At 58.8% G+C, this 16,303-nt stretch carries 17 protein-coding genes; 3 read left to right on the forward strand and 14 right to left on the reverse strand.

Annotation, left to right across the window (positions count from 1 at the left end):
* Positions 1 to 18: 18 nt before the first annotated feature.
* The 13 genes from lpxB to pyrH all read right to left on the reverse strand — a co-directional run bounded on the left by lpxB (position 19) and on the right by pyrH (position 11,927).
* Positions 19 to 1,179, reverse strand: coding sequence for a lipid-A-disaccharide synthase (gene lpxB / locus AB9K37_RS14550; RefSeq protein WP_369840188.1), 1,161 nt, complete (start codon positions 1,177 to 1,179; stop codon positions 19 to 21).
* On the reverse strand, positions 1,176 to 1,988 hold the full coding sequence (locus AB9K37_RS14555) for an LpxI family protein (RefSeq protein ID WP_369840190.1): 813 nt from the start codon (positions 1,986 to 1,988) through the stop codon (positions 1,176 to 1,178). The genes lpxB and AB9K37_RS14555 overlap by 4 nt, the downstream gene beginning before the upstream one ends.
* A complete protein-coding gene (gene lpxA, locus AB9K37_RS14560) occupies positions 1,988 to 2,785 on the reverse strand; it encodes an acyl-ACP--UDP-N-acetylglucosamine O-acyltransferase (RefSeq protein ID WP_369840192.1) in 798 nt (265 codons plus the stop codon). The genes AB9K37_RS14555 and lpxA overlap by 1 nt, the downstream gene beginning before the upstream one ends.
* Positions 2,782 to 3,252, reverse strand: coding sequence for a 3-hydroxyacyl-ACP dehydratase FabZ (fabZ, locus tag AB9K37_RS14565; protein WP_072706929.1), 471 nt, complete (start codon positions 3,250 to 3,252; stop codon positions 2,782 to 2,784). Before fabZ ends, lpxA begins: the two co-directional genes overlap by 4 nt.
* A gap of 64 nt (positions 3,253 to 3,316) precedes the next feature.
* Positions 3,317 to 3,898: an OmpH family outer membrane protein gene (locus tag AB9K37_RS14570; RefSeq protein ID WP_369840195.1), complete on the reverse strand. Its 582-nt coding sequence runs from the start codon at positions 3,896 to 3,898 to the stop codon at positions 3,317 to 3,319.
* Positions 3,898 to 6,222, reverse strand: a complete 2,325-nt coding sequence (bamA, locus tag AB9K37_RS14575) for an outer membrane protein assembly factor BamA (RefSeq protein WP_369840197.1) — start codon at positions 6,220 to 6,222, stop codon at positions 3,898 to 3,900. The genes AB9K37_RS14570 and bamA overlap by 1 nt, the downstream gene beginning before the upstream one ends.
* 101 nt (positions 6,223 to 6,323) lie before the next feature.
* Positions 6,324 to 6,455: a hypothetical protein gene (locus AB9K37_RS14580; protein WP_369840199.1), complete on the reverse strand. Its 132-nt coding sequence runs from the start codon at positions 6,453 to 6,455 to the stop codon at positions 6,324 to 6,326.
* Between the two features lie 69 nt (positions 6,456 to 6,524).
* Positions 6,525 to 7,856 carry an RIP metalloprotease RseP gene (gene rseP / locus AB9K37_RS14585; protein WP_369840201.1) on the reverse strand — a complete coding sequence of 444 codons (1,332 nt, stop codon included), beginning with the start codon at positions 7,854 to 7,856 and terminating at the stop codon, positions 6,525 to 6,527.
* Between the two features lie 9 nt (positions 7,857 to 7,865).
* The gene (gene dxr / locus AB9K37_RS14590; RefSeq protein ID WP_369840203.1) at positions 7,866 to 9,035 is read right to left on the reverse strand and encodes a 1-deoxy-D-xylulose-5-phosphate reductoisomerase; all 1,170 of its coding nucleotides are present in this window, start codon (positions 9,033 to 9,035) and stop codon (positions 7,866 to 7,868) included.
* A complete protein-coding gene (locus AB9K37_RS14595) occupies positions 9,032 to 9,799 on the reverse strand; it encodes a phosphatidate cytidylyltransferase (RefSeq protein WP_369840205.1) in 768 nt (255 codons plus the stop codon). Before AB9K37_RS14595 ends, dxr begins: the two co-directional genes overlap by 4 nt.
* The gene (locus AB9K37_RS14600) at positions 9,796 to 10,521 is read right to left on the reverse strand and encodes an isoprenyl transferase (protein WP_369840207.1); all 726 of its coding nucleotides are present in this window, start codon (positions 10,519 to 10,521) and stop codon (positions 9,796 to 9,798) included. Before AB9K37_RS14600 ends, AB9K37_RS14595 begins: the two co-directional genes overlap by 4 nt.
* 23 nt (positions 10,522 to 10,544) lie before the next feature.
* Positions 10,545 to 11,108 (reverse strand): ribosome recycling factor, encoded by a 564-nt coding sequence (gene frr, locus AB9K37_RS14605; protein WP_369840209.1) that lies wholly within the window; start codon positions 11,106 to 11,108, stop codon positions 10,545 to 10,547.
* Positions 11,109 to 11,192: 84 nt separating this feature from the next.
* The gene (gene pyrH / locus AB9K37_RS14610) at positions 11,193 to 11,927 is read right to left on the reverse strand and encodes a UMP kinase (protein WP_369840211.1); all 735 of its coding nucleotides are present in this window, start codon (positions 11,925 to 11,927) and stop codon (positions 11,193 to 11,195) included.
* Between the two features lie 101 nt (positions 11,928 to 12,028).
* Here pyrH and miaA point away from each other — a divergent pair, with 101 nt between their 5' ends.
* The 3 genes from miaA (at position 12,029) to AB9K37_RS14625 (ending at position 15,651) form a co-directional block, all read left to right on the forward strand.
* Positions 12,029 to 12,922 carry a tRNA (adenosine(37)-N6)-dimethylallyltransferase MiaA gene (miaA, locus tag AB9K37_RS14615; RefSeq protein ID WP_369840213.1) on the forward strand — a complete coding sequence of 298 codons (894 nt, stop codon included), beginning with the start codon at positions 12,029 to 12,031 and terminating at the stop codon, positions 12,920 to 12,922.
* 66 nt (positions 12,923 to 12,988) lie between these two features.
* Entirely contained in the window at positions 12,989 to 13,840 is an 852-nt protein-coding gene (locus tag AB9K37_RS14620; RefSeq protein WP_369840215.1) for a helix-turn-helix domain-containing protein, read from the forward strand.
* A gap of 128 nt (positions 13,841 to 13,968) precedes the next feature.
* On the forward strand, positions 13,969 to 15,651 hold the full coding sequence (locus AB9K37_RS14625; RefSeq protein WP_369840217.1) for an ABC transporter substrate-binding protein: 1,683 nt from the start codon (positions 13,969 to 13,971) through the stop codon (positions 15,649 to 15,651).
* Here AB9K37_RS14625 and AB9K37_RS14630 read toward each other — a convergent pair.
* A complete protein-coding gene (locus tag AB9K37_RS14630; protein WP_369840219.1) occupies positions 15,635 to 16,243 on the reverse strand; it encodes a lytic transglycosylase domain-containing protein in 609 nt (202 codons plus the stop codon). The genes AB9K37_RS14625 and AB9K37_RS14630 overlap by 17 nt on opposite strands.
* Positions 16,244 to 16,303 lie beyond the last annotated feature (60 nt).

The following is a 16,303-nucleotide window of genomic DNA, read 5'->3' on the forward strand; positions in this document are numbered from 1 at the left end:
CTTGATATCGATTATGCTTCAGGTGTGGTGCATACCTGCCAGAACAGCCTTGGCTGCGCGCAGGCCCGGTGCCTCGCCACCCTCACCCAAGCGGTGCATGGTCGTGGTCATGGCAGCGATCTGCTCTGCGGGATGGTTCAGCACCTCTGCCACATAGGGCGCAATCAGTTCAGGCTTGCACTGATCGCCGATCAATTCGGGGACCACCCGCGTGTCGGAAACCAGCGACACCAGCGTCACCGTATCAATCCGCAGCATGGCCGAGATAATCTTGCGGCTAAGCCAGCTCATGTCATAGGCGATTACCATCGGCGTACGCGCTGCAGCCAGTTCCAGCGAGACCGTACCCGACGCGGCCAGGGCCACGTCTGCCGCTCTGAAAGCCGCCTTTTTCAAACGGACTGCGTTGTCGCCCAACTCACGCGGATCAAGGACAATCAGACGCTCCGGCCACAGCTCTTTGGACGCCTCAATCAGGCCCGCCACCGCAGGCGCGGCGGGGAGCACGATTTGCAGATCGGGTACGCGCTCCAGTACGCCTTTGACAGCCTCTTGAAAGACAGGAGACAGGCGTGTGACCTCTGACCGACGCGAGCCGGGCAGTACCAGCAGCAAAGGCTGTTCGCCGATCCCGTAGTGCAAACGGAACTGGTCTGCTTCGGCGTCAGTAGCTTGCTCTTGGGTCGCGATGGGATGACCGACAAAGTCACACTCCATCCCCGCCGCTTCCATATAGGGCGGCTCGAACGGCAGCAGCGCCAGCACCTGATCAATGCATTTCGCCATCTTGTCCGCCCGCTTGGGACGCCACGCCCAAACGCTGGGGGCGACGTAGTGTACGGTTCGGATATGGGGCGCTTTGGCTTTGACCAGTTTGGCCACGCGCAGGCAAAAGTCGGGGGCGTCGATGGTAATCATCACGTCCGGCTTTTGCGCGATCACCGCCTCGGCGCATTCTCGGATGCGGCGCTTCAGGTGGAAGTATTTCGGCAGCACCTCTGCGATCCCCATCAGGCTCAGTTCTTCCATCGGGAACTGGCTGGTCAGACCTTGGGCCTGCATCAACGGACCGCCCACACCGCTGTACTGGATATCGGGCACAAGGCTATTCAGCCCGTCCATCAGCGCACCGCCCAAGGCATCGCCCGAAGGTTCGCCCGCGATCACATAGATCTTCATGCCAGTGGCTCCGCAGCCCAGAGAAAGACGCCGGTTTCCTCGGCCACTTTCGCGATTTGAGGACGGTCTAATACCACGACGTTACCCGCAGTGATGACGATGCCGTTCAGGCCCGCCTTGGCCGCAGCGCGCAGGGTATCAGGACCGACGGCAGGCATATCAACCCGCAGGTCCTGACCCGCTTTCGGGGTCTTCACCAGAACGCCGCCCTTGGCCGCGTGGCGCAATTTCTCGGGCGTTTCACTGACAAAGCGCAGCATGGCGTCGGTGCCTTGGAGGGTTTCAAACCCCAGACACAAACCATTCGCCACCACGCAGCCCTGCCCGATGTCCAGAGCAGCGGTGTGCGCCAGAATGTCAAAACCGCGCGCTGCATCCGACATATCAGCGTCCGTCGGCTGCGGCCCTGCAATCAGACCAGCCGTTGCTGTCAGGATCGGCAAAACTTCGTGGGCACCACGCACGGCAAAGCCTTGGCCCTCAAACGTCTGAACGACCAAGCGCAGCACGGCATCATCCCCCTGTTGCATCGCGGCCAACAGATGGGGCGCCAAGGCCCGCATATCATCGTCAAACTGCGCAGGGTCCAGCGCAGGGCGCGACAGGCCACCGGCAAAGACCACATCGGTCACGCCAGCCTCACGCAGCGCCGCATAGATCGCGCCAATCCGGTCAATGGGAAACACCGGGGCATCGGCCCCCATCAAGTGCTGGACACCTGCAAAGGTCAGCACATAGGCGTCAGGATGCGCCTGCAAGATCGCTGGGGGCAGCGCACCGCCCCCGGCCAATATCCCAAGACGCGCCATCAGTTCGGCGTCAGGAACGAACGGTCTGTCGCCCCGAGGATAAACTCCGCCATGTAGCGGACGTATTCGCTGTCGCTATCCTCGGTGATGCGCTTGGCACGCTCGTGGAAGGTGCCCTCGCCCTGTGCCAGCGTTTGGAACGCAGCTCGCAATGCGGTGATATCCTCGCGCGCGACGCCTTTGCGCTTCAGACCAACAAGGTTCAGACCGTCCAGCTTACCACGGGGACCTTGGACCAGACCATGAGGCAGCACGTCATTGGTGACCATGGTGACCGCGCCGATGATCGCACCGCGGCCCAAACGGACCCACTGATGAATACCCGACAGGCCACCGATGATAACATCGTCTTCGACATGGCAGTGACCGGCCAAAGCGGCCTGGTTCGCCATGATCACGCGGTCGCCCACTATCGCATCGTGGCCCACATGCGCTCCGGTCATGAACAGGCAGTCATCGCCTACCTTGGTCAGACCGCCGCCACCTTCGGTGCCGGGGTTCATGGTGCAGCCCTCGCGGATGCGGTTGCGCTTGCCCACGACCAGCTTGGTATTCTCGCCCTTGAATTTCAGGTCCTGCGGCACCTCGCCAATGCAGGCAAAGGGAAAGATCACAGTCTCGTCGCCGATCTCTGTGTCGCCCGCCAGAACCACGTGGGATTTCAGGACAACGCCCTGCCCCAGCTTGACCTGAGATCCTACGACGCAGAAGGGACCGATCTCGCAATCAGGACCAACCACTGCGCCCTCTTCGATCATGGCCGAGGCGTGAACCTGTGCTGTGGGATCAATGCTCATGCCGCGTCCTTGGGCATGTCCATCATCGCGGTAAAATCTGCTTCGGCCGCCAGCTCGCCATCTACGGTCGCTTTGCCCTTGAACTTCCAAACCTTGCCGCCGGGCTTGCCGCGGACCAATTCGACATTCATTTCCAACACGTCACCGGGGCGGACCATGCGGCGGAATTTGCAGTTGTCGATCGCCATGAAGTAGATCTGCATGTTCTTGTCTTCGAGGTTCAGGCTGGTGCCGACCATCACTGCGGTGGTCTGGGCCATAGCCTCGATGATGGTGACGCCGGGCATGATCGGGTTGCCGGGGAAGTGCCCCTGAAAGTGCGGCTCGTTCATGGTCACGCACTTGATGCCCTTAGCGGACTGGATGCCGTCAATGTCGACCACTTTGTCTACCAGCAGGAAAGGGTAGCGGTGCGGCAGCAGACGCTGGATCAGGTCGATGTCGGCGGTGGTGCGGGGCTCAGTCATGGCTGTACCTTCTAATGTCATTTTGAAGGCTGAGTACCAAGTTGGAAAAGGTCGGGCAAGCGCCCTACTCGGACTGGCCGGATTCTGCCGTTTCGCCAGCCCCGATGCGCGCGTTTATTTCAGCAATGGCTTCGTCTGTTACATCCGCTTGATCTAGCACGATGAAATAGCCACGACGGTCATCGAGCAACGTCGCATCGTGCCGCACCAGAATCTCTGTCAGGATCGGGCGGGCAAGTTCCAGAAACCGCGCATTCTCGGCTTCGGTCAAACGGGCAAAGTTACGCGCCTTGGTGTCTTGCTCGCGGCGGATCGACTGGACTTTCTGATTAAACGCTTCTGCCCGCGTCCGGAATTGGTCCAAAGGCAAAGTGTCTCTCAGAACCGTCAGCTCTTCTTCTTCGGCGTCCAGTTCAGCGGTCAGGCGGTCGTTTTCTTTGGCAATCTCTTTGCGGGTCGACTCAATCTCGGCCAAAGCACGTTGGCCAAATAAACTCTCGCGGAACGCGCGATCCAAATCGACCACCAGAACAGAATTGGGGGCAGCCTGTACCGGCTGCCCCTCTCCGAAATCAAGCGTTTGCGCTTGGGCGGGGAGAGGACCGCAGAGCACGGCCGCAGCCAGCGCAGCAATCCCCCGCATCATTAGAACTCAGCCGAGATCGTGAATTCAAACGTCCGCGGCTTGTCCTGAGCCCGGCGCTCGACCGGCTCGGACCAGTTGAAGCGCAGCGGACCAAGCGGCGTATCCCAGAAGAGCGAAACACCCGCCACCTGACGCAAGCTGGCCTCTTCGTACTTCACGTTCGCGGCATAGGTTTCGTCCAGACCCCAGAGCGAGCCGATGTCATAGAACACACCGCCTGAGACGCCATATTCTTCGGGCAGGCCGATGGGGAATTCCGCTTCGAAACGGGCAACAGCAAAGTTGTTACCACCCAGCGCGGCATCTTCGGACACGTCACGCGGGCCAATGCCGCCGCCTTCGAAACCGCGCATGTAGCGGCTGCCAAGGTAATACCGCTGGAACGCACGGCTCGAGCCTTCGGTGAAGGTCAGGTTCGACGCTTCGAAGGTCGCGCGCAGTTCGACTTCTTCGTTAAAGACCAAGGTCCGCGCCTGCGCACGCAAGTTGGTTTCCACGTACTGGACATCGTTGCCCGCCATGAAATCCTGACCGAACGAAAGGAACACACCGGCATTCGGGTTCAGGCCCGTGGAGCGCGTGTCGTAGCTGTAGGTGTACCCGAAACCGCCGGCCTGAAGCGGATCTTCGTCAGCTTCGTTTTCGATGATAACACTGGTGTCATCCGCCACATCGTACATCTCGCCATATTCGGCTTTGAGACGCACCTGCAGGCGGCCCTTTTCGCTGACAGGGAAGGTCAACGATGGCTCAAACACACCCAGATCGCTGGAATAATCCGCGTAGTCGGCGGTGTTGTTGACCACGCTCAGGTTCAAGCCAAACGCTAGATCGCGACCCAAGAACGCAGGCTCGACGAATTGGATACCTGCGGTCGAGTTTGTGCTGGAGTTCCCAAGCGAAACGCTCAGCGACTGACCGCGCCCCAAGAAGTTGCGCTCACTGAACGAACCGACAAGACCGACACCCTCGGCGCTCGAAAAGCTGGCGCCAAAGCTGATCGACCCCGTGGCCTGCTCGGTCACATCGACATCGACGATAACCTGATCAGAGCTGGACCCCTCGCGCGCATCCACGTTCGCTTCGGAGAAGTAGCCCAGTGCACGAATACGCTCTGCGGCCTGACGGACTTCGCGCGGATTGAAGGGGTCGCCTTCGACCACAGTGAATTCACGACGAACAACACGGTCAAGCGTGGTGTTGTTGCCTTCGATGTCGATGCGTTCAACAAAGACGCGGGGACCACGTGACAGAACATATTCCACATCAAGGGTCAGGTCGCGATCGTTGCGGGTGATCCGCGGCTCGATTCGTACGAATTGCAGCTGTTGCTGAACAGTCAGACGTTCGAGGCGGGCAATCGAATTTTCAACAAGCGTAGGCGAATAGATGTCGCCACTTTTCATTTTCAGGGCGGCGGCAAAAACATCGGCATCCACATTCGACAGCTCGGAGGTCACCGAAACGTTGCCGACGCGGAATTGCTGGCCTTCTTCTACGTTGAACACGAGGAAGACGCCGTTGCGCTCGCGGGTGAGCTCGGGTGTGACACCCAGAACGCGGAAATCGACATAGCCGCGCGCCGCGTAGAAATCGGCCAGAACCTGACGGTCAAAAGCGACACGATCTTCGATGAAGGTATCGCGAGAGATCAGACGGCGCAGCAAGCCGGCTTGCTTGGTCTCCAGAACGCGGCGCAGGCGACGATCCGAATAAGCCTTGTTTCCGACAAAGCTGATGCGCTCGATTTCCGATACATCGCCTTCGAAGACTTCGTAAACCAGATCAACGCGGTTGTCGCTGCGTTTGATGATCCGGGGCTGGACGCGGGCAGCAAGACGCCCTTGCTGGCTGTAGGCTTCGGCGATCCGAGCGGCATCACGCTCGACTTGCGAAGGGTTCAGTACGCGGCGCTCTTGGGCTTCAACGATCTCTGCCATCGCGTCGTCATCCAGACGGCGATTGCCTTCGAACGAGATGCGGTTGACCGTCGGGTATTCCACGACGGTGATCACCAGGGTGTTCCCGCGGGGCTGAACATCGACGCTTTCGAACAGGCCGCTGTCTTCGAGACGGCGGTAGCCTGCATTCACATCGGCTGCAGATACGGATTGTCCGCGTGCGATCCCCATGTAGGACAGGATCGTGGCGTCTTCGATCCGCTGGTTTCCGTCGATTTCGACAGAATTGAAGGCGTAGCTCTGGGCCATAACGACCGTTGGCGCGGCAACGACACTAGTAAAGGTAGAAAGAACAGCAACGCTGGCCATCAGGCCTGCAGCTTTGGCAAAACCGCCTGCCTTACGGCGAGGAAATTCGGTCATGGCAGTGACCCCGTCAAATCATCTCAATTGGTTGTGTGACTATCGATAACTGCGGCGATTGTCAAAAACCAACCGCAGCATGTGGCGTCTTTATCGCCCCATTAAACAAGATAGCTGCCAATCGCCGCACCGAAGGCGAGCCCGAGCAACACCGTGGTCGGGAACAACAAACGGTCCCAGTTGATTCCCACTAGGAAAGACAGGCTGCGATACCCTTGGGTCAGAGTGGACATGAAAAAAGCCTCATTCGTAAACACGCATGAGGCTTTGTGTAATTTTGGATTACGTCATAAATGGGGCATTCAAGGGCAGAACAGATCATTCCCCAAGGCAAACACCATCAAAGACAGGATCAACGCGAGACCCGCTGCCATCAAAACGCGCAGGACCTTGTCGCTGGGGGGCTTTCCAGCCACCGCTTCGTAGGCAAAGAACACCAAATGGCCACCGTCCAGAACTGGGACGGGGAACAGGTTAAGCAGGCCCACAGCAGCGGAAAGCGATCCGATAAACCAGATAAAGTTCTGCGCCCCCTGAGACGCCATTGCGCCCGAAACCTCGGCAATTCCAACTGGACCCGACATATTACAGGTGCTGATAGCACCGGTGATCATGTGCCATAGGCCGGATACCGACCCCGAAATCAGGAACCAAAGTTGGCTCACCCCCGAAGAAAGTGCCTCTCCGACGCCAACAGATTCGGTTGCGGCCTCAAAGAACAACCCGCCAACCACACCGATCCGCCAAACGGTTTGGAAACCACCATCTGCCGTGGGCTCGTCCACCCGCTTGGCGCTCAGCGCAATATTCAAGTCCTGGCCCGCGCGCCAGACAGATAGATCCAAAGGAGCACCTTCCGCCGCTTTGACCAGATCGACCAATTCTTCGAAGGCGTAGATTGGCTCTCCGTCGACGGCTGTGATGACATCGCCCGGACGGATGCCCGCGTCATACGCGGCAGAGCGGGGCGCCACCTGATCCACGACAGGCGTATAGGGGTTCGGAGCGATTGCAATCGCCTCTGTGCCGCCGCGTTCAACGATGTATTCGAGATCCGCCGCTTTGGGCAGGTCACCGCGGATTGCAGACAGACCCTCTGTGGGGATGTCCAAACCCGCAATCGACAGCAGCGTATCGCCCTGCTCAAGCGTGACGCTATAGGGCAACTCTTGCAGATCGCCGATGGCCAAAGGCTCTTTCGGGCGACCTTCGGACAGGATAACCGCCGCGAAAATCAGGATCGAAAGAATGAAGTTGAACACAGGGCCCGCCGCAACAGTCGCGGCCCGCGCCCACAAGGGCGCACCGTGCATCGTATGACGGCGATCCGCTTCGCTCAGCGCGCCAATCGCATCTGGATCTTTGCCGCTGGCCGCGTCGCTGTCTCCTAGGAATTTCACATATCCGCCCAGGGGTAGCGCGGCAATTTGCCAACGCGTGCCATGACGGTCCACGCGCGACGCAAGCACAGGACCGAACCCCAGCGAAAAGACTTCTGCTTTGATCCCGCTCCAGCGACCGACAATGTAGTGGCCATATTCGTGGACGGCGACGATCACCACCAGTGCGACCACAAACGAGATGATCGTGTATAGCAGGCCACCCAAATCAGGGGCCAAAGCGAGAATATCCAAAACTGCCTCTTACGTTACCAGGTCCATGGCGATCTGATCCGCCGCCTTACGGGCCAAATGGTCTAGTTCGACCACGTTATCAAGTACCACCGGCGACTGAAGGATATTCTGACGAGACAAGGCTTCAAGCGCACCGGCCACCAAATCCGCCATGTCTGTAAAGCGAATACGCCCTGCGATGAAGTGATCCAACGCTCTCTCTTTGGCACCGTTGAGCACCGCACCAGAGAGTCCGCCCGCCTCCATCACCTCGCGGGCGAGGCGCAAGGCAGGGTAACGAACCTCATCCGGCGCGCGAAACGTCATCCGGCCAATGGCGGCCAGATCCAGCCGTTCGACCGGCAGATGGGCGCGGTCCGGCCAATTCAGAGCGTAGCCAATGGCATGGCGCATGTCGGGCGCGCCCACATGCGCCATCAGCGCACCATCGTTAAACCCAACCAGAGCATGGATCAGAGACTCGGGGTGCACCAGCACCTCGATCATCTTGGGGTCACACCCGAAAAACTCTTTGGTTTCTATGACTTCCAGCGCCTTGTTAAACATAGATGCTGAATCGATCGTGATACGCTGCCCCATATCCCAGTTTGGGTGGGTGGACGCTTGCGCACATGTCGCATTGCGCAGGTCTTCGATCGGCCAGTCGCGGAAGGCACCGCCAGACGCTGTGATGATAATCCGCTCGACCGCAGACATCTCTTCGCCCACCAAGCCCTGGAAAATCGCAGAATGCTCACTGTCCACGGGCAGGATTGTGGCACCATGCCTCCGGGCGGTTTCCAGCAGCAAAGGGCCCGCGGTGACCAAAGACTCCTTGTTGGCGAGGGCAAGTGTCGTGCCCTGCTCCAGTGCCTTCAGCCCCGGAGCCAATCCGGCCACACCCACAATCGCGGACATAATCCAATCGGCGGGACGTGCCGCCGCCTCGACCAAGGCGTTATGACCTGCGGCGCAAGGGATGCCGCTGCCATTTAGGGCCGCGCGCAAATCGTCCAGCTTTTCTGGATAGGCGGTGACCACAAACTCGGGGCGGAATTTCAGTGCATCCTGCGCCAACTGCGCAATATTCGCGCCGCCGGTCAGAACCACGATCTGAAAGTCATCCATACGGCGACCGATCAGATCCAGCGTGCTCTGCCCGATAGATCCGGTCGCGCCAAAAATGCTGATGCGTTTCACAGCGCCCCCACAACGAATAGAGCGATCATGCAGGCGCCGACGAGGCCGTCAAACCGATCCATAAAGCCGCCATGCCCAGGGATCAGGCGCGAGCTATCCTTGACCCCTGCCCGACGCTTTAGCCAGCTCTCACCAATGTCACCGAGCTGTGCGGCAAAGGCCATTGCGGCGCTGATCGGGATCAGGACTGGACCTGCCCCAGTGGTCGCGGCAAAGAGCGCGCCGATGACACCGGCAGCCACCCAACCACCAGCGGTGCCCGACCATGTTTTCTTGGGCGACAGGCGTGGCCAGAACTTCGGACCGCCAAAGGTCTTGCCCACGAAATATCCAGCCACATCCGAGGCGATCACCACGAACAGCAGCCAAAAGACCCAGACAATGCCGGCGTCAGTGCGCAACGACACAAGCACGAAGCCGGCCAGAATGATTGCACCAGCAGCCACCCCAATCGGGAAGGGCTTGCGCACGCCGCCGACCGTCGCGGCGATCATGCCTGCGACCACGGGCAGAATTGCAATATTCGGAAGAACCGGCAAGAACCACGTCAATACAGCCGCGAGCCCACCGAGAAAGACAGCAACCTTGTGATCGCGGGCTTTGCCCAAGAGCCGCAACTCGTAAATCATGCAACCCACGGCAAAAGCGATCAGTGCGGAATACCACAGCCCGCCGAACCACACGCAGGCAAGGCCGACCACCAACATTACTATCGCAGAGCCCGCCCGCGGGATAAGATCAGCCCATTTTGCCGCGCTGCTCATACCTTTACACCGCCATAGCGACGGTCGCGCTTGCAGTAGCCTGCGATGACCCCGGCAAAAACCTCGTGTGAGAAGTCAGGCCACATGGTGTCGATGAACTCATATTCCGCGTAGGCTGATTGCCACAGCAGAAAATTCGAAATGCGCGCTTCACCACTGGTGCGGATGACCAGATCCGGATCGGGAAGCACATGGGTATCGAGATACCGAGCCAAGGTCTCGCCATCGACGGTTTCAGGATCAACTTCACCAGCGGCGACATCCTGCGCCAAACGCTTGGTTGCGCGGGCGACCTCGTCACGGCCACCGTAGTTCAAGGCAATGGTCAGGTGCACACGGTCGTTTGTTTCGGTCAGCTGCTCCAGCTCGTCCATCAGGCTCTGGAGCTTTTGATCCAGCCGAACACGATCCCCGATAAAGCGCACGCGAACACCCTCGTTTTTGAGAGCGCGGGCTTCTTTGGTGATGTAGCGACGGAACAGACTCATCAGGCCAGCCACTTCGACCTGCGTGCGTTTCCAGTTCTCGGTCGAGAAGGCAAAAATGGTCAGATACTTCACCCCCAGATCGGGGCATGCTTCGACCACTTCGCGGACACGGCGTGCGCCCGCGTGGTGCCCAAAGAGCCGGGGTTTCCCACGGCTTTGGGCCCAGCGACCGTTGCCATCCATGATGATGGCAACGTGCTCTGGTGCGTTCTTAGCGTTGGAATCGAGCGCCATACGCACCCTCCTTACAATCGTACTCAGACCTGCATGATTTCTTCTTGCTTGGCCTCCAAGGCCGCATCGACAGCCTTGATATACTTGTCAGTCAAATCCTGTACTTCGGATTCCCAGTATTTGACATCATCTTCCGAAATGCCGCTCTTGGCTTTCTTGATCTGATCCATACCGTCGCGGCGCACATTGCGCACAGAAACGCGAGCGTTTTCTGCGTACTGAGCGGCAACACGGCCCAGCTCTTTGCGGCGTTCTTCGTTCAGCTCGGGGATCGGCAGCATGATGATGGTGCCGTTGGTCTGCGGGTTGATGCCCAGACCGCTTTCACGGATCGCTTTTTCTACGGCGCCGACCATGCTCTTGTCCCAAACGTTGATCGTAACCATGCGGGGCTCTGGGACGTTTACGGTGCCAACTTGGTTGATAGGCGTGCGCTGACCATAGGCCTCGACCATGATCGGCTCTAGCATGGAGCCCGATGCACGACCGGTCCGCAGAGATGCAAATTCGGTACGCAGCGCGCCCATTGCACCATCCATGCGGCGGGTCAGATCATCCACGTCCAGTTCAAACTCTTCATCAGCCATTATATGCTCTTTCCTGATTGGGGCGTGCTCCGTGACAACGCCCTGTCTTGGTTTATGCAGCGGTGGGCGCGGCCCGCGCTGTCTTTATGAATGGACCGAGGTATAGGTGCCTTGGCCTGCAAGGATACCCCGGAAGCCGCCGGGTTCGTCCAGCGAGAATACGATGATCGGCAAATTGTTATCACGCGCCAGCGCGATCGCACTCGCATCCATAACACCCAAGTGCTGTGCCAGCACCTCGTCATAGGTCACAGAATCATAGCGCTTGGCATCCTCGTGCTTCTTGGGGTCTTTGTCGTAGACGCCATCGACCTTGGTACCTTTGAAGATTGCCTCGCAGGCCATCTCGTTGGCGCGCAGGGTCGCTGCGGTATCTGTGGTAAAGTACGGGTTGCCGGTGCCCCCTGCAAAGATGCAGACGCGCTTCTTCTCAAGGTGACGGACCGCACGGCGACGGATATAGGGCTCTGCCACTTCGTCCATACGGATCGCGCTGATCACGCGGGTGAACACGCCCAACTCTTCCAGAGCGGACTGCATAGCAAGTGCGTTCATGATGGTGGCGAGCATACCCATGTAGTCTGCGGTGGTCCGCTCCATGCCCTGAGCCGAGCCGGACAGGCCGCGGAAAATATTGCCGCCCCCGATGACCATACAAATTTCGACACCAAGATCGTGTACCGATTTGACCTCGCGCGCGATGCGCTGAACGGTCGGGGGGTGCAGACCAAAGCCCTGATCGCCCATCAAGGCCTCACCAGAAATCTTCAGCAGAACGCGTTTAAACTTGGGCTGTAGGCTGTCGGGCGTATTATCCATCGAAGATCCTCAGGCGATGTCTTTCAGTCGGGCGCAAAATGTCGGAAAACGCGCACGGGATCAATGCAGAACCCAAGACATTACCAATTCGGAGTGCCCTCTTGCCCGATGCACTGAACAGCTTTGATATCTCGACCATCGCGCCAGACCAGCCAGTGCTTATCGCCGGGCCAACGGCCAGTGGGAAATCTGCGCTCGCGTTACGGATCGCAGAGTCTCAGGGCGGTATCATCGTGAACGCGGATGCATTGCAAGTTTTTGCCGGCTGGCGCGTGCTAACAGCACGCCCGGACGACCATGATCTGGCATTGGCCCCCCATCATCTGTACGGCCACGTTCCCCTAGAGGCGGACTATTCCGTGGGACATTGGCTGCGCGATGTTGCGCCCTACCTCGAAAATGGCCCCCGCCCCATCATCGTAGGCGGCACAGGACTCTACTTTACGGCACTTACCGAGGGACTGGCGGACATTCCAGCAACACCCCCTGACGTGCGGCGATTGGCCGATGAACGCGTCCGCACCGAAGGTTTCGAAGCACTGCTTGCAGAGCTTGATTCGAAAAGCGCAGCACGTCTAGATCAGCAAAATCCGATGCGGGTCCAACGGGCTTGGGAAGTGCTCAGCGCCACGGGCAAGGGAATTGCCGACTGGCAAGATGACACGCCCGCGCCCCTGCTCCCCCTATCCAAATGTAAGCCGATCGCCCTGATGCCCGACCGCGAATGGCTGAATCACCGGATCGCAAAACGCTTTGATTTGATGCTGGAACAGGGTGCTCTGGAAGAAGCTCGCAAGATTTCGCCGATTTGGAACCCGAACTGGCAATCTTCTAAGGCAATCGGTGCAAGAGAATTAATCGCCCATGTAAATGGGGGAATCTCCCTAGAAACTGCGCGAAATGAAGCTGTTATATCCAGTCGGCAGTACGCCAAACGCCAAAGAAGCTGGCTTAGAAGCAAGATGTCAAACTGGCTTAGACTTGATCTAGACTAAAGTTGGCTCTCTACTGTCCGAGTAGGTTGAATAACAACCCCTTTGGATACTTACAGATCGCACAACATGAACCACGCGCTGATAATCAATCCGACCGAAACCGGACAATGGCCTCTGCGGGACGGCAATACGCCCGTACGCTTCCAGTCCCTGAGTCAGTTTTTCAACGGACCGGCGTGGAAACGCAGTGCGATGCACGGGTACAAGGACCATCTGTTGATCTGGGTCACGCGCGGTCAGGGGCGCATGGTACTTGGTGGAGCGCGCAGCGGGTACACCAGCCACAACGCGATTTTCGTGCCCGCGGGCACGATGCTCAAGTTCGAGTGTGGGTCTCAGTGCTATGGCACCGTTATGCGGATTTCTTCATCGTTGATCGTGGGGCTGCCTCAAAAAGCTCTGCACTTGCGGGTACGGAATGGTGCCGATCAGTGCGAATTGACCGGCCATCTCGAGGTGCTACAGCAAGAACTTGAAAGCCAGCGCGCGCGCTCCGAGCGCGCGGCCATTTGCTTGCTAGGCCTCGTATCGGTTTGGCTAGAGCGCCAATGCGCAGAGGGCGCGCTTGGCTCGGCACCGCGGAATCGCGAGGCAGCAGAAACGGTCAGCGCGTTCACCAACCTGATCGAGGCCAACTACGCCTCCGGCCGTAACATCGATGATTATGCAAAAGAATTGGATCGCACGCCTGTCGAATTGGACCGCTTCTGCAAAGAGATGTGCGACCTGTCGGGCGAAGAAATCCTGAGCCAGCGCATTCACTACGCCGCTCAGGAAGCGTTGGCCAATAGCTCTGCCAGCTTCCAGCAAGTGGCCAAGGATCTCGGGTTCAGCTCTCCGGCCAATTTCACGCAGAACTTTGAGGATGTAACTGGCGAGTCACCCGAAAGCTTCCGCGCCCGGGCATCGGCGGCCTGACCCACAACACACACACCGGTGATTTTGCGACGGAGCGGTTGACCCGCTCCGTTTTTCTGTGCGCAATCAGAAAGAAAGGACGCAGGAGACGGCACACGCCGCCCCGCTCCCGACGCAAAGAGGCTCATATGACGCGCAAAACCCTCACCGATGCTCCGATGCACCCCGCAATTGCAGGACTGCGCCAACAGCTGAACCAAGGGCATCTGAGTCGGCGAGAATTTCTGGCATATGCGACGAGCTTGGGCGCGACATCCGCGGCGGCTCTGGGAATGGCGGGCCTGCCGCACGTGGCATCCGCGCAAGAGGCCGCACCACTGCCCGAAACCGAGGTTTTGAATTGCCAGATGCGTGTCCTGTCGTTTAGTGACCCGCGCCTTATGGATTGGCCTGAACAAGGCAATATTGCACGTGGACTTTGCGAAAACCTAGTGCGCTGGCGAACCGATCACACGTTCGAACCGTGGCTGCTCGAAGCATGGGAAGTCTCTGAAGATGCGCAAACTTACACACTGACGCTACGGCAGGGCGCAACCTGGTCGAATGGCGATGCCGTGACCGCCTCGGATATCGCTTACAATTTCAGCCGTTGGTGCAATCGCAGCGTGAGCGGTAACTCTATGGCCAACCGGATGAGCGCATTGATCGACAATAGTACAGGGCAGCTCGCAGACACAGCCATTGAAATCTTGGACAATCGCACGCTCGTTTTGTCATTGTCGCGGCCGGACGTCGCATTGATTGCGAGTCTGTCGGACTACCCTGCCTTGGTCGTCCATCCCAGTTTTGACGAGACCGGTGCGGATCTTTTGGCCAACCCGATCGGCACGGGGCCTTACATGATCACCACCTTTGTCGAAGGCAGCCGTGCGGTGCTGACCAAACGCGAGGGGTGGTGGGGCGGCACCCCTGCCCTCGGACAGATCACCTATTTGGATCTAGGGACCGATCCCGCCGTCTTTGTCCGTGCGTTCCAAGAGGGCGAAATCGATATGGTGCACGAAACCAGCGCAACCTATATCGAGACCTTTGACGCCATGGATCTGTTCCGGTCCGAGGTCGACACCTCGGCGACCTTGGTCTGCCGCGCCAATCGCAACTACGAGCAAGACGGCGTCAAGGTCTTTGACGATCCGCGTGTCCGGCGCGCACTGGCGATGGCAGTCGATAACAGGATCGTCCTCGAACTGGGATATGCCAATCACGGCCGCGTTGCCGAGAACCATCCAGTCGCGCCGCGTCACCCTGAATATGTGGCCAAACCAGTCCCAGAAAGAGACCCAAAAGCTGCGCGCGCGCTCATGGCAGCCGCTGGTCAATGGGCCACTTCGTTCGAGTTGGTCACCGTTGACGATGACTGGAGCGCCGCCTCGGGGGACGCGCTTGCGGTGCAAATGCGGGATGCGGACCTCAAGGTTTCACGCCGCCGGATGCATGGTCAGGAGTTCCGCAAAAGGTGGAAAGATCACGGACTGTCCTGCACTCAATGGAACGCGCGACCTCTCGCCATCCAAATACTTAGCTTAGGTTACAAGTCAGACTCGGTGTGGAACGAGTGTGGGATCGCAAACGAAGAGCTTGATACTCTGATCGAAGAGGCATCTGGCCTGACCAACATCGAATCGCGGCGCGATGTTATCAGCCGGATCGAAGACATCCTGATCGAAGATGGCGCGATCATCTTGCCCTATTGGCGCAGGCTCTACCGTCACATGCGCCGAGGGATCGGCGGCACCGTCATGCACCAAGCCCTCGAGCATCACCACGATCTGTGGTTCAGAACCACGGTTCCAGTTACTGACCCAGAATAGCTGCGACGTAGGCGCGGGTCTCTTTGTACGGGGGCACACCATTGTGCTTCTTCACAGCTTGCGGGCCCGCATTGTACGCCGCGAGGGCCAGTTTCCAGTCACGGAACTCTTCGTACTGTGTGGCTAGATAACGCGCACCGCCCTCAAGGTTCTGCACAGGATCATGGGGATCCACGCCAAGCAGGCGCGCCGTTCCCGGCATCAACTGGGCAAGGCCCAACGCCCCCTTGTGGGATTTGGCGCGCGCGTTCCACGCGGATTCGCGCTGCACGAGACGGGCGAACAGATCTTCGGGAATGCCGTGTTTCCGTGCCGCTTCCTTGGCCATCGCCAGATAGGGTCCGCTGTAGCGCCCGCGATACTTCGGGCTGCTATGTTTCGTCGGTGTAATAACGGACGGTGGCATCAGCTTGATCGAGGCTGCGTATTGCGTCGCAGCACGCCCATCGAGCACCGCAGTTTGCGTCCGAAACGCGGCCATCCGCGCACGGGAGCCAGCAGTGTCCGCCAGAGCAAATTCAGCCAAAGATGTGATCGAAATCGAAAAAACAAATGCAGTCGTCGCGAAGGTCCGGATCGTAGAATGACGCATGGACAGCCCCTCGTTGAAAAAACTAAACGGACCATAGACAAAACTGCCGATTTTTCCAAG

It is taken from the genome of Donghicola sp. XS_ASV15, assembly GCF_041224595.1.
In the GTDB taxonomy this organism is placed as follows: Bacteria; Pseudomonadota; Alphaproteobacteria; order Rhodobacterales; family Rhodobacteraceae; genus Donghicola.